This window comes from Methanolobus sp. ZRKC5 (assembly GCF_038446525.1).
Classification (GTDB): Archaea; Halobacteriota; Methanosarcinia; order Methanosarcinales; family Methanosarcinaceae; genus Methanolobus.
Map to the genome: position 1 here is coordinate 1,977,278 of NZ_CP151792.1, position 23,250 is coordinate 2,000,527.

Here is a 23,250-nt window from a genome sequence, read left to right on the forward strand (position 1 = left end):
CCTCTTCAGTTTATTGAAAAAAGTAGTTCATGAATCATTAATAAGGTTGCTATTTGAGTAGCATCAAAAAGTTAGACATTTTGAACTCAAGAGCACAATAATAATTTAGAAAAGTAGCGGGGGATAGATTCGAACTATCGGTCTACGGGTTATGAGCCCGTCGGGATCTCCTGGCTACCCCACCCCGCTTCGAGGGTTGATGTTTAATTTGGAAGGATAATCTTCCTATGTCTGCATGCTATATATGTATATTTCCAAAATACGTCTCTAACACACTAATTGATAATTAAATCAAAATTGTAATATTAGTAAAGTAGCGGGGGATAGATTCGAACTATCGGTCTACGGGTTATGAGCCCGTCGGGATCTCCTGGCTACCCCACCCCGCTTCGTTGATTGATGTTTATTTTGGAAGGGTACTCCTCTTTCAACATCTACATCGTATATACATGTTTCGTATGGCAGTATTTTCAATATTGAAAAAATATATATCTTATCTTTTTAAATATAGTGTCTCGGAGAGAATACAAATGGCGTTACCTGATAAATTCAAATGTGTTGTTACAAACTGGGATTACATTTACGACCTTTGCAGGGAAGTTGCAAATGATGTGAAAACATCTGGTTATGAACCTGATATGATAATTGCCCTTGCAAGGGGTGGATGGTTCGCAGGTCGTGTCTTATGTGATTTCCTGGGCCTTGATGACCTTACAAGCCTTAAGATGGAGCACTATCTCGGTACTGCTCTTGCAGGTGACGAGCCAATAATCAAATACCCGCTTGCTGACAATGCTGTTGCAGGAAAGAACATACTCATTGTTGACGATATTGCCGATACGGGTAAAAGCATGATAAGTTCGGTCGAATATGTTATGCAGCAGAATCCTAAAGAAGTGAGAACCGCAACTCTTCAATACCTTGATTCTTCTGCGCATGACCCGGATTATTGTGGTGAGCGTCTCGAGGAATGGGCATGGGTTGTTTTCCCGTGGAATTTCATTGAAGACATGATTGACCTGATTACGACGCTCATGAAAAAAGAAGATCGGGGTATGTGGGATGTTTCTGCTATCAGGCACGGTCTGTATATGTATCATTCACTGGATTCATTCGCATTCGAGATAGCTCAGCCTGGCAGGCTTCCTGAGATAATGGAAGAGATGCACCGCAGGGGAATTGCAAGTTCTGTGAACGAAGATGGAAAACAATACTGGAAACTTGTCTAATAAAATGAGGGATAAAATGCAAGAAAAAGCTGATATTGCAATAATAGGCGGAAGCGGAATATATGACGCAAATCTGCTGGACAACGTGCGTGAAGTAGACATTGATACTCCTTTTGGGAAACCTTCTGATTCAATCACCATCGGTGAACATGGTGACAAAGCAGTTTGTTTCCTCCCAAGACATGGTGTGGGCCACAGGGTATCTCCTTCCGAACTGAATTCCCGGGCTAACATCTTCGCACTTAAAAAACTCGGTGTGAAACGCATAATCGCGGCATCGGCAGTTGGGAGTTTGAGAGAAGAGTTCAAGCCTCTGGATATAGTGATCCCAAATCAGATATACGACCGTACTAAATCCAGACCATCCACTTTTTTTGAGGATGGTATTGTTGTACACATGGGCTTTGCTGATCCGTTCTGTCCTGAAGCTTCAAAGGCCATAGTAGATGTTGCCACGTCAAAAGGCTATGCTGTTAAGGAAGGCGGCACATACGTTTGTATGGAAGGTCCACAGTTCTCAACCCGTGCGGAGTCCCGTGTGTATCAATCACTTGGTTTTGATATAATCGGTATGACAGCTATTCCTGAAGCAAAACTTGCCCGTGAGGCTGAGATCTGCTATTCTATGATAGCCACAGTAACAGATTATGATGTCTGGCATGAGGAAGATGTGACCATCGAAGCTATCATTGAGAATGCCATGAAGAACGAGGCTGCCGTAAAGGATATAATCGTTGAATCTCTGGATAAACTAAGTCTTGAGCAACATTGTATGTGTAAGGATGCACTGGCAGGTGCCATTACTACTGTTCCTTCCATGATCCCTCATGACACCAAAAGACGACTCGATCCTCTGATCGGCAAATACCTTAAAGAGTGATGAGCCTGCTGTCTATTACATGCTTGTCGTAAGTGTTTTAATATATCATGATACTTATTTAAGTCGGTGGACCAATGCCTCATAAGTGCACAAGATGCGAATCTATCTTTATCGACGGTGCTTCAGTAATATTGAGCGGATGCCCCAATTGTGGCTGGAACAAGTTCCTTTACGTAAGTGAGGATGAGCTTGAGAAGTCAGTTACCAAAAGTACTGAAGAATCTGAACACGAGGAAGTGCACAATGTTATTGACGAAACCTCCTCTGCAAAAACAGATGATAAACCATCTGAGCCTATCGTCCGTGAGATCGATGATATCCTGGGTATTGAAAAGAAGGAACCCAGTGTTGCTGAAGAGGAAGGCGAGCGTGTCGAATCTGTGCGTATCCTTGGTCCGGGTTCGTATGAGCTGAACCTCAATTCCCTGCTTGACCGCAAGGAAATTGTCATGGCTATTAAAGAGGATGGCGCTTATGCACTGCACCTTGGCTCTGTTTTCAAGGATAATAAAGATAAGAATCGGGATAAGAAAAAGAAGAGAAAGTGATATTTTTCTTTCAGGGCCAGACAATGGATAAGATCCAGAAAAAACGATTCTTTGAAGTTGACGCTTTCCGCGGAATGGCCATCTTTCTGATGGTTATCTATCATTTCTTTTTTGACCTGGATTTTCTCGGAATCTATGAATTTAACACACATTCCGGCATTCTACTTGTTATCGGACGCAGTGCCGCAATTCTATTCATTTTCCTTGTGGGCGTTTCCCTAACACTAAGTTATTCCCGTGCGTTATCCTTACACGGCACACAGAACCAGTTCTCTCATTTTCTCAAAAGAGGTGCAGGTGTCTTTTCATGGGGTCTTGTAATCACAGTTTTCACAGCTGTTTTTCTTGCACGAGGAACAATCTATTTTGGAATACTGCACCTAATAGGTGTTTCTATTATCCTTTCATATCCATTTCTAAAATACAGGAACTTCAGTCTGATTGCAGGTATTCTAATCCTGTTTGCAGGTATTTTCATGGAAACTGCCTATGCAGATTTCTCCTGGCTGCTCTGGCTTGGAATAAAACCCTACGGTTTCTATACTCTTGACTACTTCCCACTGATTCCATGGTTTGGTGTTGTGTTGTTGGGAGTTTTTGCAGGGAACCGCCTGTATCCTGATTATCAGCGGAGTTTCAGGATGTGTGAGTGCGAGAACAATTCTGTTGTGAGATTGCTGGGATATTTGGGGAAAAAGTCGCTGCTGATATATTTGGTGCATCAGCCGGTGATTGTTGGGATTTTGTTATTGTTTCTAATACATATGTAATATTTTTAAGCATATTTATAATGGATGTATGTGTATTCATCTCTTGAATTAATATGTCGATGAAAGAACTAGAATTTGAAACCTGGTTGCTTAATGAATTGAAAGAGAGAAGATTTCATGAATTAATTGATAACTTCGATGAAATCAAGAATTTAGCAAAAGCCTATGAAAAAGATTCATTCATATCCAATTTGCATGGTTCTTTCAATCAACTACTAGTTCAAAATTGGTCCCAAGGAATTCTATTGATGGAACAATTGAAATTGGTAGATAATCAAATCGATATTATTAAAGGAAAAGGAAAGCCAAGTCAAATAGACATACTATTTCGAATCGAAGAAAAAGGTCTTTTTTCGATTGTAGAATTGAAAAGGCCGTTATCTCAAAAGAGTAAGAATAAATCAACAATAAGGGAAGCAGTTTCCGAAATATTAGGGTATGCAAATGGATTATCCACTGTATTTCCTGGGTTGCCTAGTAAAAGTCACTTGCTTATAATCGTATCTTCGGAATGGCCACAAATTATTTCAAATGCTATTTCTTTGCTATCTTCATTCCATGGATTTTCTATAATTGAAGTCAATGCAGAATACAAGAGTCCAGATGAAATTAGGCTGACTATAAGAAATCCTACTGATTTGTATTTGTCCAAAAAAGGGGGAATCAGCGCCGACATAGTCGAGTGTTTTAGCTTTGAATTTTCTGATGAAAATATTAAGCTTCAACTTTTACTAGATATGATTAAGCAGCAGCTACAAGGTTCTGATTTAAATGGATTTTTAATTTTATCTCAACCTTTAAAAAAGTCAAATGTAGATAACTTTATTTTGTCCTTTTGCATTATCAACCCATATTTACTATTACATAGCACGCTTGATGAAAGTGCTATTTCGTTAGTCAAGCAGAGTTTGGGATTACCATTTGAGTGTAGTATAGACGATGTAAAACTGGAATTGAATAATATTGCAAGAGAATGGAATTCAGGAATTGAATCAACTCTTTTAGAGAGCTTTAGTTTATTAAAATTATTCGGTATAGAAATAACCCCCTCGTTCAAAAAATCAAATTTGGGTTATTTTGTTAGTTATGGGCACAATGAAGAACTGATTTTCCACATTGATTTTATTGGTTTTATGACTGATTATTTTGTTCTTTGGTTCAAAAATGAAAAAAACAGAACTTTGATACAGAAATTCTGTTCGAATTTAGAAGGATGGGCGTATTATGAACAAATCCAAAGAAATCCTTTAACGAAATTATTTGCTATATCTGAATTATTTCAGATATCGGAGTTCAGAAGGGAAATCATAACTGCACATGATGTTTTTCTGCATGGAAGAAAATGGGGTAGAATTACAAATATTGCACTAATGGGTAGTAGTGAGGAATATGATTCGGAATTCCCTTTTTTCTTTATAGGTTTTGCTAGGTCTCCTTTTAAGATACCTATTACTATGGGGAAAAAAGGTATTGCAGAAAATGGTGAGAAATTTGTTGAAAGTATGTGTGAATTGTTATCTGATAGAGGAAATCCTGTTTATGGCTATCTTTTATTGATAGGTTATCTTTTGGAATCCAAGCTTTATATTCCCGAATCTTTGAGTATAAATACGTTTGTGCTTACTAATTTAGAAGAGCGCATTACTAATTTAATAAGATTAGTGGAAGAATCTGGCTACGATGATTTTTCCAATGAACTATCTAATTTGATAAAACATATTGATTTTAGTAACTATTGTATAGGATTATCAGATGACGTAAAGAACAGTATTGCTACATTTGAGACATTTTTAATAAATGACAATAGCATTGATTCTATTGGTTGGCAATATCTCGCAGGCCCAACGGTATGGACTTCTGATTTTAAAAAAATTAGTAACTATTCAGCCTACCACAATTAGCCTATTGATACTGATTTAATCAAAACGGAGATGTTTGCTCACTAACAACCTAAGAATCAAAAAAGCAATCAATGGCAACAATCAAAATTAATGATCCTAATAAAATGTAGGTCTCAACTTTTTGTCAAGATTGCTATTGATAGTGTTTTTATCAGGCTGAATAGTTACCAAAAATTATTAAATCTGATATTAAGAAGCCTTCATTTATCTATCCAATAGTTGTTGTATTGCCGAATGGAGATTTCGGTTACAATGGTTTGGAAAAAATTCCAGACACAATGCATCTTATAGATATCTGGAAAAAAACGGATATAGATTCTGAATTCCTAGCTATAGATTTAGGAGAAAATGCGGGTGTTGTAAGGAGAATCCCATTTGGAGATGACAATAATCCCGGTGTGGTTATAGATGAACGCTATGTTGAATATAATTCAAAAACAGAAGTAATAATTTGTCCAAAAAGTACCAATGATGTTGATGGTCCAAAATGCGTCTTATCATGTCAAATTTGTCCCATAAAAGGTTTGATTGATGTGCCAATGTTCAAGTCATTTTTATCAAAGTGCACCCTTCCAATGGATGAGAGAAAAAAAATGATACTGACAATTTATGAAAATATGTAATTTTTCACTTCACAAAAGTCCCGTTTCTGTAATCCTCAAACGCCTGCTGCAATTTGTCCCCTGTGGTGACAGTCTCCCCGATGGGCTTGCTGTTCATCAACAGGACACGTACGCCACTCTTTCCGGCATATCAATAAAAAAAGAATGTGATGCCGTTTATCCCGACAAACATCACTATGTTATTTTTTTGTCAGTGAATAGTCTACCATGACCTGCAGGAATTCACTGTCCACTTCCATGAGGACTGTCTGGAACATGGCGGCATGTACTTTTTCTTCTCTGGCTATGTCAAGCAGGATGATCTTGAGGTCCTCGTCGTCGGTAAGGTTTGCCATCTGTTCATACATGTTTATTGCATCGAACTCTGCCATGATGGCAACTCTCATGATCTCCTTGTCAAGGTCTTCTTTACTTACTTTTTCAATATCGATTGGAACTTCTGAGAACAAACTATCATCTCCCGGAGTTATTTTTCCAATTCTTCATCTACTTCTTCTCTGCCGGCTTCAAGTTCTTCTACCTGCTCCTCGTCCATTCTTAACAGGAGTGTCTGGAACTCTCCGATGTGGGTCTTTTCTTCTTTTGCAACATCAAGCAGAACTCTTCTTACTTCATCGTTCTCGGTCATATCTGCCATCTGCTCGTAAAGATTGATTGCATCCAATTCTGCGATAAGTGCAGCCCTGAGCATTTCTTTATTTATGTCTTCCTTGCTCATCTTCGTAATATCTATGGGTACTTTTGAAAACACTCTTTCACTCCCTGTTTACCATTTCTCTAACTGTGGATTGATTGGTTCTTCGAATATTTACTATTCAAACGTCTGAACCTACTCCCATTTATTCATGAGCGGCCTGATTACTTATATCTGCCGAGACTTGTCAAAAAAGATATTACAAAAAATCACTCAGAAATGTCTGTCTTTCATCAAGTTTCTCAAGTTTTGTGACTCCCACGCCAAGTAATCTGAATCTTCCTTTTCCAAGAAACTCTTCCATGAGGCTAATGGCTGTCTTTCTGATAGCATCTTTATCAGTAGTAGCCGCATTCAATGTCTTTGCCCTTGTATATGTCCTGAAATCTTCAAACCGTACTTTGATGGTTACTGTTCTGAATCTGAAATGCTTTTTGATAAGTGATACATGCACCTTCTCTGAAAGCTCGCTAAAGGATCTCTCAATTTCCAGAGGGTCATATATGTCTTCGTCAAAAGTATCCTCGGTACTTATTGATTTGACTACATCGCGTTCCTTCACTTCGCGCGTGTCTATACCGTTTGCAAGCTGGTGCATAACCAACCCAAACTTTCCAAACCGTGCAATCAAAAGCTGTACGTCGCATGATGCAAGCTGTCCCACTTTTTCGATTCCCATTTCCTGAAGTATGGGCTGTGTCTTTTTTCCAATGCCCGGTATCTTCGATACGTGCAGTGGAAAGAGGAAATTCTGCACATCTTCAGGTCTCACAACTGTAAGTCTATCGGGTTTATTGAAATCAGATGCTATTTTTGCAATGACCTTGTTAGGTGCAACTCCGATGGAACATGTGAGTCTCTGCAAGCGCTTGACTTCACTTTTTATCTTTTCTGCAAGCAGTATTGCAGACTCGTAATCACTTATTGAATCTCCGATATCTATGTAAGCCTCATCCACACTTACCTGCTGGAACCTGTCTGCGAAAATGCGTATGGTGTCCATGATGTTTTCCGAAGCATCCTTGTAAAGCTTCATATTCACCTTGAGGTAAGTAGCATCAGAGCACAGCCTGTATGCTTTTGATATGGGCATTCCCGAATGTATCCCAAATTCCCTTGCCTCGTAGGAGCATGTGCTTACAACTCCTCTTCCACTGCCGCCTTTTGGGTCTGAACCCACAACTACCGGCAACCCTCTAAGCTCGGGTCTTTCTCTGACTTCCACGGATGAGAAGAAACTGTCCATGTCCAGATGCAGTGTTATTCGTTCTCTGGATGAGTTTTCCATTCAACACCTATTATATTCAGGGATTTAATTAAATTATGCATCTATTTTCTTCCTGCAAGATTCATTGCTGACGGAATCCTGATATAATATCACAGACCTTGAACAGATAACAGGTGCAAACATGTATACATATATAGCAATTCTGGCTTATGTTGTGGTTCTCTTCCTTACTTTGCGGGATGTTCGCATATATAAAAGAACCCGACTAGACTCTTATCGTAAGGGTGCTATGAAAGGTATATTTGCATCAGCTCTCGTTATGCTCGGTGTACTGTTCTCTTTCTCTAATCCTAATCTCGGGCTTTTGGTGGTACTCGTTGCTCTTTTTTTCAATCAAAAAGGCACAAGAGAACCTGTTTTTAAAAATGCAAAAGCAATTGACCGCCTTCTGGGAAAGACAGATATATAATAAAGTTCTCTGGTGCAGTTCCAGTATTCCAAAAGGTATAAATGTAAGGGTATTTATTATAACCCGATACACGTTACTATTATAGAGTTTCATCTTAAATAGGATTTCATATTAATAATGGAGAATTATCATGGGAAATATTAGACAGACTAACATTAAGAGAATTGCAATTCGTTTAGCTACAAACCACAACGATGTATTTACAACTGACTTCGATCAAAACAAGCTCCTTGTTACAAAGTACACAACTATTGAGAGCAAGGTTATCAGAAACCGTGTAGCTGGATATGTAACAAGAAAGATGACATACAAGCCATTACAGTAACGTTTCTGGTGAAGGGATATTCCCATGTTCGAAGGAGTTTTGCCTGCTCTTGTAACGCCATTCACAAGTGACAATAATATTGATGCTGAAAGCTTCAGAAATATTGTCAATCATGTTGAAGAAGGCGGCGTTTCCGGAGTTGTTGTCAGCGGCACGACTGGTGAATCTGCTACCCTGTCAACCGGGGAGCATAAAGAACTGATCAACCTTTGTGTTGATTGTTCAAAGGTTCCTGTGGTGGCCGGTACCGGTTCTAACAACACCCTTGAAGCAGTCGAACTTACTAAACACGCGGCAGATGCAGGAGCAGATGGCGCTCTTATCATATCCCCATATTACGTTAAGCCTAATAATGCCGGGCTTATCGCTCATTTTAAGAAAATAGCGGAATCTGCTGATCTCCCTATTGTATTATATAACGTACCTTCTAGAACAGGACAGGACATACCTTTGGAAGTCATTGTTGAGCTTTCAAAAGTAGAGAACATTGTCGCTGTAAAAGAGGCAAGTGGCAACCTTGTAAAAGTATCTGAGATACTTGAACAGACCGTGGATGAAGATTTTGCCGTTCTTTCTGGAGAGGACGGACTTACATTTCCAATACTTGCCATGGGCGGAGCAGGTGTAATATCTGTTGTTGCCAACATCGTTCCTGAACTGATGGTCAAGCTTTACGATGCCGTAAACGCCGGTGACCTTGAAACAGCAAGAAAGCTTCACTTTGAAATGGCACCCTTGATCCGTGAATTATTCACAGAGACCAATCCTATTCCTGTGAAGCGTGCCGTAGAACTTCTCGGTCTGTCAAGCGGGACAATGAGACTTCCTCTTGCACCTCTTAGTGAAGAGAACAGTGTTGAACTTGAAAATGTTCTCCGCAGCATGGGGTGTATTGCATGATAAATGTTGGAGTCACAGGTGCTTCAGGACGGATGGGTAGGCTCATCATTGACAATATACTCAGGTCTGAAGATGTCTGCTTAACGGCCGCATTTGATCTTATGAACATTGGTAAGGACGTTGGTGAGGTGGCCCAGATCGGAACTTTGAGTGTGCCGATATCTGATGTAAGTGACATGGAATCCGTTCTAAAGGAAACCGGCACAAAGGTACTTATTGATTTTACAATTGCAAATGCTACAGTTGTCAATGCCCCAAGGGCGGCAGCAGCCGGTGTGAACCTTGTCATAGGTACGACCGGTTTTACTCCTGAACAGAAAAAAACAATTGAGGACTCAATTGTAGATAATAACGTTGCAGGAATAATCTCACCTAATTACTCAGTTGGTGTAAATGTGTTCTTCAGGATTCTCCATGAAGCTGCAAAATATCTTCCTGATACAGACATTGAGATAATAGAAGCCCACCATAACCAGAAGAAAGATGCTCCAAGTGGTACTGCAAAAGGTGCTGCTGAAGTTATCAGTGAAGCACTGGGTGGTAAGGACTATGTCTATGGTCGTGAAGGTCTTGCTCCCCGTGGAAAAGAAATAGGTATACATGCTGTTCGAGGTGGGGATATTGCAGGTGACCACACAGTTCTCTTTGCCGGTGACGGTGAAAGAATTGAGATAAAACACCAAGCCCACTCAAGGCAATCATTTGCAGGCGGTGCAGTAAAAGCAGCTGCATGGATTGGCAATGCTGAACCTGGGCTTTATACTATGCGGGATATTCTTGGCCTTTAATGGCAAAACCTTTTTTTTGGCTTGTTCATGTGTGGCACATTTCTCTTTCTCTGTGGGCACAAAACATAACAATAAATCATGAACAATGGCCAATCATATTATATATGTGCTAATATATAATTGAAGGTGTAACATGCGTATTTTAATGCCATGGTTACTACCTCCAAACGTTTCTTCTTTTTTATTTTTTTAACTTGCCCTAGAGTAGATTCTCTGCAATATTTTCTGATATAACCCTGGCACAATAAAAGCATCTGAGTTTCAGGCCTGTGTCTTCAGTAGTTACTTTGAATTTTGAAGTGATTGGTTCGTTGCTGTTGGAAATACAATTGGGGTTTATGCACCCTACAACACCTTCTACAAAAGATGGGATATGTACTTTGTTCTTGCGTGTTACATTGAAGTTACGTATGATGTTGATCGTTGCATTGGGTGCAATAAGTGCTATCCTGTCGACCTCTTCAGCCTTAAGTTCACGGTTCTCGATTTTGACAACATCTTTTTTCCCATATATTCCATGGGAATTTATCAGGACACTTACAACTCCATGGGATGAATCCGGCAGTCCGAGTATTTTCAGCACAATTAACGCTTTACCTGAAGTTATGTGGTCGATCACAGTCCCATTCTCTATTCTGCGCACTCTCAGTTCTGTTTCAATTTCAGTCATTCTATTGCCCCCAGAACCAGCCCTAAAAGCGCCATCCTCACAGGCACTCCGTAGAATGCCTGCTTGAAGTAACAAGCGTGGGGTGTATCGTCAATTCTGGTATCTATCTCATTAACTCTTGGAAGGGGGTGCATGATCTTCAATTCCGGTTTCACCCCTTTCAATGTTTCCATTGTGACCTTCAGTCTGTTGGCAACCTTTTGGTATTCAGCCGGGTCCGGGAACCTTTCCTTCTGTATGCGTGTCATGTAAAGCACATCAACATCATTGATGGCATCCTCAATAGAATCCGTTTCAACGATTTTTGCACCTCGCGCTACGATGTCACTGATTATTTCTTCTGGCATGCTCAGTTCTTTTGGTGATATCAGTGTTATATGGGCACCGTAATGGGATAATGCATAGCAGAGGGAGTGAACTGTCCTTCCATATTTCAAATCCCCGGCCAGTGCAATTTTAATTCCTTCAAGGTGGCTTTCACGTTTTATGGTATAAAGGTCAAGCAATGTTTGTGTTGGATGATGGCCTGCACCGTCTCCTGCATTAAGAATAGGCACTCTTGAAAACTCAGATGCAAGTTGTGCTGCCCCTTCTTTTGGGTGACGCAACACAATAGCATCGACGTACCCATCAACAACTCTCACGGTATCTGCTAGTGTTTCTCCTTTGGCTATGGAACTTGCATCCACGGAACCCAAATTCAGTACGTCTCCTCCCAGTCTTATCATTGCAGTTTCAAAGGACATCCTGGTCCTTGTACTTGGTTCAAAAAAGAGGACTGCAAGAACTTTTCCGGCAAGAAGATCTGATTTATGTTTCCCATGTGCAATGGGCTCCATTTTTTCAGCAGCATTGAGGATATGATCGATCATTTCTCTTGAGAATTCCCTCATGGAAATGATATGTTGGTCCTTGAATTTCATTTACTACTAAAGGCATTACATGGGATATAATAGTTGCCTGATATCCAGCTTTCATTTTTCTATTATATCTTCTGTCAATGAATTCCAATCATCTGTATTCACATCGTTGCATATATGCCTGTTTTTGAAAATGACTTTTCTCTTAGAGGATATTGTCAGTTCCTTGAGGTCCATGACAGCCCGCATAACACCTGCAGCCCTATCAAAGGTTTCTTTTGCCTCCTCGCGGCTCAGATGCTCATGTTCAAGACATTCCTCATATTCTTTTTCTTTGTCACTTAAAAGTTCCAGAAAGCGCTCTATGTTTCCCAGGTCAGCCTCTTCAAGTTTGGCTTTATTGACGATTTCCCAGACAACTTCATGAAGATTTACATTTTTTCCTTCGATACATACTTTATTTGGTATCTGTTCTCCTACCCAGAAAAGACATTTATGAAGTCTGTTAAGCAATTTTTGTCGTTCCTTATCAGATAATTCTTCGCTTTCAGTCATTTTTCCCCCAATTATTTCATAATATACCATTTTTGCGTGATTAAATTTATAGGTTTTCAAGTATTTTGGTAGTGTAAGTATTTCCAAAGGTGATCATATCAAACCAATCATTCAGGTAGCTCTTGACCTTTTAGAAACGGACAGAGCAATACAGATAGCAAAAGAATCCCTTGAGGGAGGTGCTGACTGGATAGAAGTCGGAACGCCCCTCATAAAAAGCGAGGGAATGGATGCCATAAGGGAAATCAGGAAAAACTTTCCCGACAGGACAATCATCGCAGATATGAAAATAGCAGACACCGGTTCAATAGAAGTTGAAATGGGTGCTAAAGCCGGTGCGGATATTATAGTTGTACTTGCCAGTTCTGACGATTCCACCATTCAGGAAGCGATACGTGCCGCAAAGAAATATGGTGTGAGGATAATGGCAGATCTGATATCTGCCAATGACCCTGTTTCCCGCAGCATCGAAATGGAAAAGCTGGGTGTCGATTACATTAATGTGCATGCCGGCATAGACCAGCAGATGAAAGGTCAGGATTCACTTGCCATAATGAAAGAAGTTGTGGCGCAGGTAAGTATCCCCGTTGCAATAGCAGGTGGACTTGATGCGGCATCGTGCTCTGAAGCCGTTTTTGCTGGTGCGAACATTGTAATAGTTGGCGGGAATATTGTTCGCTCATCCAATGTAACTGAATCATCAAAGGCTATTCGGCAAAGTGTTGACTCTCCTTGCGCAGCACCTATATTGAAAAGCTCTCCCGACGAAGAGATTCGAAAGATACTGGAAGGTGTTTCCACTCCTAATATTTCCGATGCCATGCACCGTAAAGGTGCTATGCAGGATATCTTTTCTATGTTGCCCGGAAAAAAAATGATCGGTACTGCGGTAACAGTACAGACTTTCAAAGGTGACTGGGCCAAGGCAGTGGAGGCCATAGATGAGGCAAAGGAGGGGGATGTAATTGTCATTTACAATGGTAGCAGGAATGTTGCGCCCTGGGGCGGCCTTGCAACCCTGAGTTGTCTTAATAAGAGCATAGCAGGTGTTGTCGTTGATGGAGCGGTCAGGGATATAGATGAGATTCGCAAAATAGGGCTGCCTGTCTTTGCAACCAGCAATGTTCCCAATGCAGGTGAGCCGAAAGGATTTGGTGAGATCAATTCTGAGATAGTCTGTGGAAACCAGTCCGTAAGCCCTGGTGATTATATCATCGGAGACGATAATGGGGTAGTGGTAATTCCAAAGGAACGTGCTTATGAGATTGCCAGACGTGCCAAAGAAGTCGAGAAGACTGAACAGCGTCTTTCTGAGGAGATTCGCAGGGGTTCAACTCTGTCAGAGGTCATGAAACTTAAGAAATGGGAGAAACACTGAAATGATCGAAATACTTAAAGTTCTTGCATGCATGCCTTTTTTGCTGTATGCCTGTTACGCTGATATAAAAACTCGTCGTGTAGCCAATGAAGTATGGGTCATGATGTTCGGTGTTGGATTCATCTTCATAATGTATGATCTTATGACATATGGTTTTCCATATCTCATACGCAACATCCTTTCTTTCATATTCATCTTTGCCTTCGTATACATGCTTTTCCAGTTTGGTGCTTTTGGGGGAGCGGATGCAAAGGTGTTGATGGTAATTTCGCTGATAATCCCCACGTTCCCGGTAATTACGATAGGTTCGACTTCACTTCCGCTTGATGGAATTCCGCTTATCAATTTGTTTGCCTTTAGTGTATTTGGCAACTCTATAATACTTACAATAATAGTTCCAATTGGGCTGTTCCTGTACAATCTGATAAAAAGTCCATCGGAATCTCTAAGGCGTCCCTTCTACATGTTCATTGGTTACATCATGCCGATATCAAAGCTGGAAAAAGGACACTTCCGTATGATCGAGTCATATGGCAAGACAAAGGAAGGAATTGAATTCAAATTCTCCAGATCAGGTACTGAACTTAGTTCTGATGTTATATCCGAACTGAAAGGTTACCGCAAGGAAGGCAAAGTAAAGGAGGGTGTGTGGATAACCCCTGGGCTCCCATTCATGATTCCGATAACTGCAGGTTTTATCACTGCAGTGGTTTTTGGAGATCTTATATTTTATCTTACAATGCAGTTCATGATGATGTGAACTGTTTTTTTCTTTTTCATTAACTTTTAATATTCCAAACTCTAATCTATAATTGGAGGTGGGTTATATAGAAGAAAAAACCCCTGAAGATAAAAAGCAGAAAAAGGAAGATGTAAAAGAGGCAAAAATCAGTCCAATTCATCCTGGCGATTCCAGGGTTCGCCCAAAAAGACATTTGTTGGATACCTGCGAATAATTGGACGTGAGCATTGGTTTGTATCATTTTCCCATTATAAGGGATTGATACACGTTTTTTATTTCATCATCAGAAAAAACGCCGCCTAGTTTGTCTTTTATCATTTTGACAACATCTTCTTCCAGGGCATCCATTGTCCTTACCAGTAGTTCCTTTTCAAGCTTCGGTTTTGAACTTGCCAGAGGCGCAGATGCAACAGGTTTTACAGTTTTCTTTTGCACTTCATTATCCGAAATTTTCAGTTCATGTTCTGCCTGCTTATTTCCTTCCAGTTCATCACGATGTTTTGCAATCTCTTTCAGGAAGAATTTGCCGTATTTCTTGAGTTTGTACTCGCCGACACCTGTGATCTTCAACAGCTCTTCATTATTTTCAGGTTTTTTAGTGGCCATTTGGCGAAGACTTGTATCAGCAAATATGATATATGGTGGCACATCCTGCATCTGGGCCATGGATATACGCAATTCTTTGAGTTTCTCAAAAAGGTCTTTGTCGGGATCATTACTTACCTTCCTGTGTATCACAGAAGGTGACTGTTCAGATATTTCATCTCTTTCAGGAGATTGTGTCACTGGTTCATAATCGGCCTGATTCTCTTCGTCTACTTTTCGCGTAAAGGTCACCATTCTTTTGCCGGACAGGACTTCCTCACTCTTCCTGTTGAGTTTGAGGAGTGGGTAACGTGCGCCTTCCACTTTGATGACATCCTGACGTACCATATCCCGGGCCATGTCCATCCAGTCAGCTTTAGGATACATATCGCCCTGACCAAAATTCTTGAGAAGCTGGTGTTTCTTATCTGTGATCTTTTTTGCCCTGCTACCTGTAAGCACATCAATGACATGGTTCATGCCAAATCTCTGGTCAAGTTCCTTTATACAATTTATAAGCAGCTTTGCATCATTTGTTCCGTCAACCTCTATGCGTGGTTGCAGGCATACGTCGCATTTCCCACAATTGTCTTCTGCAGTCTCTTCCCCGAAATACCTGAGCAACACTTTTCTGCGGCAGATGTTGCTTTCACAGTAGTCCACCATTTCGTTGAGTTGCTTAAGGGCAATGTCTCTCTCTTCCTTCTTGTCCTTCTGTTTGATGAAATATTCGATCTTGAACCTGTCACCCCTGCTGAAAAAAAGCACGCACTCGCATTCAAGTCCGTCTCTCCCTCCCCTTCCGGTTTCCTGGTAATAGCTTTCGAGATTCTTTGGAAGGTCATAGTGAATAACAAAACGGACATTGGGCTTGTCGATTCCCATGCCAAAGGCAATGGTAGCAACGATGATACTGACCCTGTCCTTTATGAACATCTCTTGATTCTTTTCTCGCTGGCTGTCTTTAAGCCCTGCATGGTATGAGAGGGCATTGAAACCGTCTTTCCTGAGTTTCTTCGTAAGGGTGTCAACTGTCTTTCGGCTCTGGCAGTAGATTATACCGCTTTCTCCTCTCTTCTTTCTCAGGTATTTGAGTAAATTATCATAAGTGTCCTTCTTTGCTCTGACCCGATAGAAAAGGTTTGCACGGTCAAAACTTGCAATGTATGTTTTGCCGTGGCTGATGCCAAGTTGATTAATTGTATCTTCCCTAACCTTAGGGGTGGCTGTTGCGGTAAGTGCAATGATGGGTACTTCGGGGAACTTTTTCTTCAGAAAATTGAGTTTGCGGTATTCCGGCCTGAAATCATGTCCCCATTCGGAGATACAATGACTTTCATCAATTGCAAAAAGACTTACATCCAGGCTCTTTAGAAGCGTGATGGTACTGGACATGGTCAGCCTTTCGGGTGCCACATACAGTATCTTTATCTCTCCACTTTTCAGTTCCTCGTATATTCTCCTGGATTCTGCAGGTTTCAGAGTACTGTTTAGGTATGCTGCATCGACTCCGCTTTCCGTGAGGCTGTCTACCTGATCCTTCATGAGGGAAATAAGGGGTGAAACAACTACTGTAATGCCATCTTTGAGCAGAGCCGGAAGCTGGTAGCAAAGTGACTTGCCTCCGCCTGTTGGCATAAGCACAAAAGTGTCCTTGTCATCGAGGACATCGTTAATTATGTCTTCCTGAAGGGGACGAAAATCAGAATATCCAAAGTACTTCTGGAGAGTCTTATGCATTTTTAGACCATACTTGTTTTCCTGCATATATGTAACCGCTGTATTTAATTGTCTGCTAAGCAGGGTGAAAGTATTCTGTGGATTTTTGTTTTTTCTCTCTGGTAAGTCTCTTATGTTCGGGAGAGCATTAATATGTACGAAATACTATTTCAGGGTAAATCCCATTTTGGAGTTCTCATTCATGGTAAAAGTAGACAAATTCATTCCTAAGGCAATAGAAAAGATTCAGCAGCAGATCAATGGCCCTGCCATCATAGCACTTTCAGGCGGCGTGGACAGTTCCGTTTGTGCTATCCTTGCACACCGTGCAATTGGCGATAAGCTGACACCTATATACATAGACACAGGCCTGATGCGCAAAGGTGAAACTGAGAGGATCAAGGAAATATTCTCTGACATGAACCTTCAGGTAGTGGATGCAAAAGACCGTTTCCTCTCAGCTCTTGCAGGTATCGAGGATCCTGAAGATAAGCGCAAGGCAGTCGGTGAGGCTTTTATACGTGTTTTTGAAGACGAAGCAAAGTTACTGAATGCTGAGTATCTTATACAGGGAACCATCTATCCTGACAGGATCGAATCAGAGGGTGGCATAAAATCACACCATAACGTAGGTGGTCTTCCTTCAGTTATGGATTTTAAGGCAATTGTGGAACCAATAGATGACCTATACAAGGATGAGGTTCGTGAGGTTGCCCGTGCACTGGAACTCCCTGATGAGGTATCCGAGAGGATGCCTTTCCCGGGCCCTGGTCTTTCAGTAAGGATCGTGGGCAAGGTCACAGAGGAACTCGTAGAGGCTGTAAGAGAAGCCAACGCAATTGTTGAGGAAGAACTTGTAGAGCAGTTCCGACCATGGCAGACCTTTGCCGCAATTGTTGGCAAGGGCACAGGTGTCAAGGGTGATGTGAGAGTTCACGGATGGATCGTTGCTGTAAGGGCAGTAGGTTCAAGAGATGGCATGACCGCAGAAGCAATGGAGCTTCCATGGGATGTTCTCAGGAAGATAGAATCAAGGATAACTGCACAGATACCCTCTGTTGCCAGGGTCCTGTATGATATTACTCCAAAGCCACCTGCTACAATAGAGTTCGAGTGAATAATTGATTTATGGAAGAGTTCAGGCAAATGTCACTTAATAAAGCAGTTCTTGATATTCGTAACCGTCAGAGGATAAAACCCTCTTCTACCCGTGATCCTGCCGCAGCGTGGACTGGGAAGGATGTTCTTGGCACCGGGCAGATAGACACTATCACTATAATTTTCAAGACATCAGGGTGCTGGTGGGGCAAGGCAGGAGGATGCACCATGTGCGGCTATGTCTATGACAGTGCGCAGACCGTTCCTTCTGATGATGACTTGATGGCTCAGCTTTCCCGGGCAATGAGGAAAGCTTCGGATTTTGATAAGTTCATGGTCAAGATATTCACTTCAGGCAGTTTCCTCGATACAAAAGAGATACCTCTTGAGGTACGGCACAAGATGCTGGCTGAGCTTGATGTGGATGAAAGGGTCGTAAAAGTGCTGGCTGAAACACGCCCTGAGTTTATAACTGAGGAAAGTGTAAAAGATTGTGTAAGCATTCTCAAAAACACGGATTTTGAAGTTGCAACGGGTCTTGAAACAAGTTCGGATGCCATTCGCAAACAATCTATCAACAAAGGTTTTACTTTTAAGAATTTCACCGATGCCGCCACTGCGGCAAGAGCAAATGGTGCAACAGTAAAAACCTATCTAATGCTAAAACCGCTGTTCCTGTCGGAGAAAGAGGCATTGGAGGATATTGTAAAGACCGTACGTGATGCGGCACAGTATTCTGATACATATTCTATCAATCTCTGCAATGTCCAGCGTGGCACATATGTGGAGTATCTCTGGGAAAGGAAGCAGTATCGTCCTCCCTGGTTATGGAGTATTGTCGAGATATTGAAAAGGACAAAGGCAGAGTTCCCGGATATGATTATCACATCCGATCCAGTAGGTGCAGGTTCAAAAAGAGGCCCTCGTAACTGCAGGGAATGCAGTCATACCGTTGCAGATGCAATCAGGTTGTTCTCACTCACACAGGATCTTTCATGCTTTGAGCATCTTTCCTGTGATTGCAAAGATCTATGGGAGCAGGTCTTAGAACTCGATGATCACACATTTGGCAGTCCGATAACGGATTAAAATGAATTAAGATGAGTTCTTACTCATCTTCTTTTTTGTAGACCATTGTACCTATTCCGGTGTCTGTGAACAGTTCAAGCAGTACTGAGTGGGAAATACTTCCGTCTATTATATGGATTTTCTCAACTCCACTTGTTACTGAACCTGCGGCACTTCTTATCTTAGGTATCATCCCACCTGAGATTAGCCCGCTGTCGACCATGTCATCAATTTCATCAATGGCAACCCTTGATATGCGTGAGCTTCTGTCATTGATATCTCTCAATAGTCCTGGGACATCGGTCATCAGGATGAGTTTCTTAGCCTTCAGAGCGGCTGCAATGTCACCGGCAACGGTATCTGCATTTATGTTAAGTGCTTTGCCGCTGACATCCATGGCAATCGGCGATATAACGGGTATATAACCTTCGCGAATAAGTATGTTAAGCAGTTCCGGGTTAATTATTTCCGTATCTCCTACCCACCCGAGGTCAACTTCATGTTCAACGTTCTCGATCATGATCTTCTGGAATGGTTTTTTCTTTGCTATGATCATCTTCCCATCTTTTCCGGAAAGTCCGATTCCCTTGGCACCGTGTTTTCCGATGAGTGCTACGATCTCTGTGTTGATATTGCCCACAAGGACCATGCGTGCGATCTCAAGTGTTTCATCGTCTGTGACTCGCAGGCCGCCTACAAACTGGGATTCTTTGCCCATGCGTTTCATCTTTTCAGAGATTTCCGGTCCGCCACCGTGGACTATGATGGGGTGTATCCCTACGTATCTTAGAAGGACGACATCCTGTATGATGTCACTCATTACCTCGGGATTGACCATTGCATGGCCACCGACTTTGATTACCATTATCGAATCATGGAAGTCCCTTATGTATGGCAATGCTTCGATCAGTACATTCTCTCGATTAAGTGTCATGATATTTCACCTGCTATCATTTATTATAAGCCCGGTATCTGCATGGCTATAACTTCGGAGCTTACTATTAATAGGGTTAAATGATTTAAAAGTTATTTCTGCTACAGGCAGCAGATATGTAAAAAAAGATGTTTAAAACAAAAAGACCCATGAAATGGGTCCCTCATGAAATTCAGACTTTCTCAAGCTTTTCGATACCGACTTTCTTAACAAATGGCTTGTTGATCTTGTCAGGCATCCAGTCTGGCTTGTTCTTTGGTGCGTCGACCATTTCTTTCCAGCCTTTGAACACATGGACTTTCTTTGTTCCGCGCTCACGAAGCCTGATGTCATCTGGCTTCTTTTTAGTTCCTTTTCCTCTGTTTGCAACCTTCAAAGCAGCCTGTCTTGGCTGTTTTCCAGTGAATACCCCATGTTCATTTCCTTTCTTGTCTCTTAACACAAAATTTCTTGTTTCAGACATGATGTCACCTCGTAATCATTATGCGATTACCACTGCTAACCGTATTTGGTATATGCAGTATATATATTTTTCTTTTAATGTTGTCTTTTGTTCTTGTTTTAACACATCTACCACAATTTTGACCATTTATTACCTGTCACTATGGCCTGATTTTTATAATATTTGTGCTGGGTTATCGTTCATTAGAGAGCGGCATGCCGCAACATGTCAAGTATACTTGATTTATTAATTGGCTATTTATCTCATATGTATCAGGTCGCAGTTACTTGTTTTGTATCTTGTATCTTCTTCTGTATCCATTTTGTTTTCTTTTAGTCGTGGGCTCTTAACACAACCTTTACATGCAATGAGTCCCTTGAGCATGATATAATTTCTATCCATCATTATAAGGTGGTTTGCCATCTTTTGATTTCAGAGGTCATAATAATGGAAATTCCGGTTGTAAAACTCCCCGATATACAGGCTGACAAGCCGCAGATACCTATTAACCTGACTCGTGTCGGTGTTACTAATGTTAAAAAACTAGTTCAGATCAAGAGAAGGGACAAGCGTCCTGTTATCCTGATATGTACTTTTGACATCTTCGTAGATCTTCCTTCTCACTTGAAGGGAGCCAATCTGTCTCGTAATTTTGAGGCAGTTGACGAAGTACTCCAAAAAGCAGTCAACATGCCTGTTTATGAGATTGAACAGCTGTGCAGTGATGTTGCTCAAAGTCTCCTGACCCGGCATGAATATGCTACTCGTGCTGAAGTTATTTTGAAAAGTGAGTACGTGGTTAAGCGAGAGTCTCCTGCTACCAAAATGGAATGCCAGGAAGTTGTAGAAATATTTGCTGAAGCAATTGCCATGCGTGAGGATGTCACTCAGATGGCGGTCAAGAAGCTCATTGGTGCAGAGGTTGTTGGAATGACTGCATGCCCATGTGCTCAGGAGATCATGAGAGATAACGCCAGGAAGGAACTGGAAAACATTGGTGTGGACGAGCAGCATATTGCAGAATTCCTTCACAGGGTTCCAATGGCTACTCACAACCAGCGTGGTCGTGGTATAATCTCCATAGAAGTAGAGGGCGATGTTTATGTGTCGCTTGAACATATCATTGAGATTATCGAAGGTTCTATGAGTTCCAGTGTATTCGAACTTCTGAAGCGCTCTGATGAAGCAATGGTTGTGCAGACAGCTCACAATAATCCTAAATTTGTGGAAGACTGCGTAAGGACTATGGCAAAGAATGTTGTCAAGGCCTTTGGACATTTGCCAAATGAGGCAATTGTAACGATCAAGCAGATCAATGAAGAAAGCATACACAGACACAATGCTTTTGCCGAAAGAGTTGCAAAGATTGGTGACCTGCGTCTTGAAATCTCTCAGGATGCTTAAACTTTTAAACTGCCCATGTTCATTGTACACTAAGTGAATTACAGGAGTTGCGCTATGACAGATTCTGAAATGATCGAAGCTCTGGACGTTGATGGAAATCCAATTGTAATTGACTCTGTGGTAAGGTACCTAAATACTGGTACCGTAGGCAGGGTTCTCGAGCTTAAGGAAGATGAAGACGGTGTCTGGGTATTGATGGATACCACAGGTCTTTACTATAAGCCGGAAACACTTGTTCTTGCAGATGCAAGCGAGATCATCAAAGAAAAAATAGAACGTAGTTCTGTTAAAGATGCTGAATCCTATCTAGACGATTATTCTAGTGTAGATGACATTGGCGCTGACATTGAACAGGTAACTGGCGGAGGTTAATCCGCCAAATGAATTTTTTTTAAATATGTTAAATAAGACCTTCTTTTTTAAGTAATGTGAGTGAGCGTATCCATTCACCTTTTGGTTCTCTGGAAGTTCCCACAACCAGTCTTTTAATGTTGCCGACCTGCTCTACAACACCCTGTGCTTCAATTATTTCTCCTTCAAGAGCCTGTCCTGCATAGGTGTGCGTGTATGAAAGCACATGGTCTATCTCATCATGTTCCACTTTGTAGACTGAAGGACTGTCAAAGGCAAGGTCTGCATTTGTGACCTTTGCTTCTATTTTAATGGTGCCGATATCCTCTCCTCTTAGTGTCGGCTCTTTAATCTGTTCCCAGTCACGAACAAAAAGAAGGTCGAAATATGTACCGTCAACCATTCCACGGTTGCCCTTTCTCTTTTCATGGGCAATGAATTCCTTAAATGAAATCTCAGGGATGCGTTTGTTGTATATTTTCTTCCACATCGTTTCGTCAATATCTTCAATAGGCCCGCTTTCTGACTTTGCTTTTGCTATTGCGTCCCTTGCAATGAACCACTGTGCACCATAGACTACAAAATCTATATCTGAGCCTTCATTCTGAAGCCCCGGTAAAAGTGAACCGGTAACGCCCATCATTTCTCTGCTGATGCCTGCTTCTTCAAGGGTGTCAACAACCACGGCAACTCTTTTGTCAGAATCATACAGTTTTTCAATGACACTGTTTGGGGGAAGCACTTTTTTTATCTGGTCTTCAGGTACTACATGAACATCCTCTACCCATTCAGGACGGTTCTGACGCATGAAATCAAAAGCCACGTCAAAATCATATTTTTTGTAGCGTTTCCCGTCGAGTTCGCGCTCACCGTTCTCATCAGGTACGTATCGCATTGTTGACCTGACTCCATGCGGGTGAAAATAATCGGAAACTGCAAAGATCCAATTATCTTTTGTAACAAGGAAATCTCTGAGTCTTGTTTTTATCATCTTTAGCCTTCCTGGTAATTTTCCGGTGTTTTTCCGGCAGTTATTTGTACAGGTAAAATGCCTCTTAACATAAAAATAGTGCTGACATAATTCTTGTA

Annotated in this window: 27 protein-coding genes and 2 tRNA genes; 16 read left to right on the top strand and 13 right to left on the bottom strand. The window is 41.3% G+C overall.

Annotated features, from left to right (window positions below; translation table 11 throughout):
- Nucleotides 1-114: 114 nt before the first annotated feature.
- Both WN948_RS09755 and WN948_RS09760 read right to left on the bottom strand, forming a co-directional pair.
- Nucleotides 115-189: transfer RNA gene (locus WN948_RS09755), tRNA-Met, on the bottom strand.
- 125 nt (nt 190-314) lie between these two features.
- Nucleotides 315-389: transfer RNA gene (locus tag WN948_RS09760), tRNA-Met, on the bottom strand.
- Nucleotides 390-530: 141 nt separating this feature from the next.
- Here WN948_RS09760 and WN948_RS09765 point away from each other — a divergent pair.
- From WN948_RS09765 to WN948_RS09790, 6 genes are all read left to right on the top strand, one after another.
- Complete coding sequence (locus WN948_RS09765) at nt 531-1,229, top strand: phosphoribosyltransferase (protein WP_342304011.1); 699 nt, start codon at nt 531-533, stop codon at nt 1,227-1,229.
- Nucleotides 1,230-1,245: 16 nt separating this feature from the next.
- The gene (gene mtnP / locus WN948_RS09770) at nt 1,246-2,109 is read left to right on the top strand and encodes an S-methyl-5'-thioadenosine phosphorylase (protein ID WP_342304012.1); all 864 of its coding nucleotides are present in this window, start codon (nt 1,246-1,248) and stop codon (nt 2,107-2,109) included.
- A 74-nt stretch (nt 2,110-2,183) separates the two neighbouring features.
- Nucleotides 2,184-2,657 (top strand): Zn-ribbon domain-containing protein, encoded by a 474-nt coding sequence (locus tag WN948_RS09775; RefSeq protein WP_342304013.1) that lies wholly within the window; start codon nt 2,184-2,186, stop codon nt 2,655-2,657.
- A 23-nt stretch (nt 2,658-2,680) separates the two neighbouring features.
- Nucleotides 2,681-3,427 (top strand): heparan-alpha-glucosaminide N-acetyltransferase, encoded by a 747-nt coding sequence (locus tag WN948_RS09780; RefSeq protein ID WP_342304014.1) that lies wholly within the window; start codon nt 2,681-2,683, stop codon nt 3,425-3,427.
- A 59-nt stretch (nt 3,428-3,486) separates the two neighbouring features.
- Nucleotides 3,487-5,328, top strand: coding sequence for a hypothetical protein (locus tag WN948_RS09785; protein ID WP_342304015.1), 1,842 nt, complete (start codon nt 3,487-3,489; stop codon nt 5,326-5,328).
- A gap of 257 nt (nt 5,329-5,585) precedes the next feature.
- Nucleotides 5,586-5,951 carry a hypothetical protein gene (locus WN948_RS09790; protein ID WP_342304016.1) on the top strand — a complete coding sequence of 122 codons (366 nt, stop codon included), beginning with the start codon at nt 5,586-5,588 and terminating at the stop codon, nt 5,949-5,951.
- 179 nt (nt 5,952-6,130) lie between these two features.
- On the opposite strand, the gene WN948_RS09795 is transcribed toward WN948_RS09790, so the two are convergent.
- The 3 genes from WN948_RS09795 to dinB form a co-directional block, all read right to left on the bottom strand.
- A complete protein-coding gene (locus WN948_RS09795; protein WP_342304017.1) occupies nt 6,131-6,400 on the bottom strand; it encodes a ferritin family protein in 270 nt (89 codons plus the stop codon).
- 17 nt (nt 6,401-6,417) lie between these two features.
- A complete protein-coding gene (locus tag WN948_RS09800; RefSeq protein ID WP_342304018.1) occupies nt 6,418-6,702 on the bottom strand; it encodes a ferritin family protein in 285 nt (94 codons plus the stop codon).
- A 142-nt stretch (nt 6,703-6,844) separates the two neighbouring features.
- Nucleotides 6,845-7,933, bottom strand: a complete 1,089-nt coding sequence (gene dinB, locus WN948_RS09805) for a DNA polymerase IV (protein ID WP_342304019.1) — start codon at nt 7,931-7,933, stop codon at nt 6,845-6,847.
- Between the two features lie 121 nt (nt 7,934-8,054).
- Between dinB and WN948_RS09810 the strand changes: the two genes are divergently transcribed.
- The 4 genes from WN948_RS09810 (at nt 8,055) to dapB (ending at nt 10,355) form a co-directional block, all read left to right on the top strand.
- Nucleotides 8,055-8,342, top strand: coding sequence for a hypothetical protein (locus WN948_RS09810; protein WP_342304020.1), 288 nt, complete (start codon nt 8,055-8,057; stop codon nt 8,340-8,342).
- Between the two features lie 130 nt (nt 8,343-8,472).
- On the top strand, nt 8,473-8,667 hold the full coding sequence (locus tag WN948_RS09815; RefSeq protein ID WP_342304021.1) for a 30S ribosomal protein S17e: 195 nt from the start codon (nt 8,473-8,475) through the stop codon (nt 8,665-8,667).
- Nucleotides 8,668-8,691: 24 nt separating this feature from the next.
- Nucleotides 8,692-9,567 (top strand): 4-hydroxy-tetrahydrodipicolinate synthase, encoded by an 876-nt coding sequence (gene dapA, locus WN948_RS09820; RefSeq protein WP_342304022.1) that lies wholly within the window; start codon nt 8,692-8,694, stop codon nt 9,565-9,567.
- Nucleotides 9,564-10,355: a 4-hydroxy-tetrahydrodipicolinate reductase gene (dapB, locus tag WN948_RS09825; protein WP_342304023.1), complete on the top strand. Its 792-nt coding sequence runs from the start codon at nt 9,564-9,566 to the stop codon at nt 10,353-10,355. The genes dapA and dapB overlap by 4 nt, the downstream gene beginning before the upstream one ends.
- A gap of 199 nt (nt 10,356-10,554) precedes the next feature.
- On the opposite strand, the gene pyrI is transcribed toward dapB, so the two are convergent.
- The 3 genes from pyrI to WN948_RS09840 are packed head-to-tail and all read right to left on the bottom strand — an operon-like array spanning nt 10,555 to nt 12,440.
- Nucleotides 10,555-11,025: an aspartate carbamoyltransferase regulatory subunit gene (gene pyrI, locus WN948_RS09830; protein ID WP_342304024.1), complete on the bottom strand. Its 471-nt coding sequence runs from the start codon at nt 11,023-11,025 to the stop codon at nt 10,555-10,557.
- Entirely contained in the window at nt 11,022-11,948 is a 927-nt protein-coding gene (gene pyrB, locus WN948_RS09835; protein ID WP_342304025.1) for an aspartate carbamoyltransferase, read from the bottom strand. Before pyrB ends, pyrI begins: the two co-directional genes overlap by 4 nt.
- 51 nt (nt 11,949-11,999) lie before the next feature.
- Nucleotides 12,000-12,440, bottom strand: coding sequence for a DUF5788 family protein (locus WN948_RS09840; RefSeq protein ID WP_342304026.1), 441 nt, complete (start codon nt 12,438-12,440; stop codon nt 12,000-12,002).
- Between the two features lie 109 nt (nt 12,441-12,549).
- Between WN948_RS09840 and hxlA the strand changes: the two genes are divergently transcribed.
- On the top strand, nt 12,550-13,818 hold the full coding sequence (hxlA, locus tag WN948_RS09845) for a 3-hexulose-6-phosphate synthase (protein ID WP_342306452.1): 1,269 nt from the start codon (nt 12,550-12,552) through the stop codon (nt 13,816-13,818).
- 1 nt (nt 13,819) lies between these two features.
- On the top strand, nt 13,820-14,578 hold the full coding sequence (locus WN948_RS09850; RefSeq protein ID WP_342304027.1) for an A24 family peptidase C-terminal domain-containing protein: 759 nt from the start codon (nt 13,820-13,822) through the stop codon (nt 14,576-14,578).
- Between the two features lie 219 nt (nt 14,579-14,797).
- Here the strand turns inward: WN948_RS09850 and recQ are convergent, their stop codons facing one another.
- Nucleotides 14,798-16,912, bottom strand: coding sequence for a DNA helicase RecQ (recQ, locus tag WN948_RS09855; protein WP_342304028.1), 2,115 nt, complete (start codon nt 16,910-16,912; stop codon nt 14,798-14,800).
- A gap of 154 nt (nt 16,913-17,066) precedes the next feature.
- Here recQ and guaA point away from each other — a divergent pair, with 154 nt between their 5' ends.
- Both guaA and WN948_RS09865 read left to right on the top strand, forming a co-directional pair.
- Nucleotides 17,067-17,981: a glutamine-hydrolyzing GMP synthase gene (guaA, locus tag WN948_RS09860; protein WP_342304030.1), complete on the top strand. Its 915-nt coding sequence runs from the start codon at nt 17,067-17,069 to the stop codon at nt 17,979-17,981.
- A gap of 29 nt (nt 17,982-18,010) precedes the next feature.
- Nucleotides 18,011-19,051, top strand: coding sequence for an archaeosine biosynthesis radical SAM protein RaSEA (locus tag WN948_RS09865; RefSeq protein WP_342304031.1), 1,041 nt, complete (start codon nt 18,011-18,013; stop codon nt 19,049-19,051).
- 19 nt (nt 19,052-19,070) lie between these two features.
- On the opposite strand, the gene argB is transcribed toward WN948_RS09865, so the two are convergent.
- The 3 genes from argB to WN948_RS09880 all read right to left on the bottom strand — a co-directional run bounded on the left by argB (nt 19,071) and on the right by WN948_RS09880 (nt 20,811).
- The gene (gene argB / locus WN948_RS09870) at nt 19,071-19,964 is read right to left on the bottom strand and encodes an acetylglutamate kinase (RefSeq protein ID WP_342304032.1); all 894 of its coding nucleotides are present in this window, start codon (nt 19,962-19,964) and stop codon (nt 19,071-19,073) included.
- 172 nt (nt 19,965-20,136) lie between these two features.
- Nucleotides 20,137-20,427 (bottom strand): non-histone chromosomal MC1 family protein, encoded by a 291-nt coding sequence (locus WN948_RS09875; protein WP_309307216.1) that lies wholly within the window; start codon nt 20,425-20,427, stop codon nt 20,137-20,139.
- 237 nt (nt 20,428-20,664) lie between these two features.
- Nucleotides 20,665-20,811, bottom strand: coding sequence for a hypothetical protein (locus WN948_RS09880; protein WP_342304033.1), 147 nt, complete (start codon nt 20,809-20,811; stop codon nt 20,665-20,667).
- A 42-nt stretch (nt 20,812-20,853) separates the two neighbouring features.
- Between WN948_RS09880 and mptA the strand changes: the two genes are divergently transcribed.
- Nucleotides 20,854-21,810: a GTP cyclohydrolase MptA gene (gene mptA, locus WN948_RS09885; RefSeq protein ID WP_342304034.1), complete on the top strand. Its 957-nt coding sequence runs from the start codon at nt 20,854-20,856 to the stop codon at nt 21,808-21,810.
- A 54-nt stretch (nt 21,811-21,864) separates the two neighbouring features.
- Entirely contained in the window at nt 21,865-22,182 is a 318-nt protein-coding gene (locus WN948_RS09890; protein ID WP_342304035.1) for a DUF2098 domain-containing protein, read from the top strand.
- Nucleotides 22,183-22,210: 28 nt separating this feature from the next.
- On the opposite strand, the gene WN948_RS09895 is transcribed toward WN948_RS09890, so the two are convergent.
- Nucleotides 22,211-23,152, bottom strand: a complete 942-nt coding sequence (locus WN948_RS09895; RefSeq protein ID WP_342304036.1) for a nucleotidyltransferase domain-containing protein — start codon at nt 23,150-23,152, stop codon at nt 22,211-22,213.
- Nucleotides 23,153-23,250: the final 98 nt, after the last annotated feature.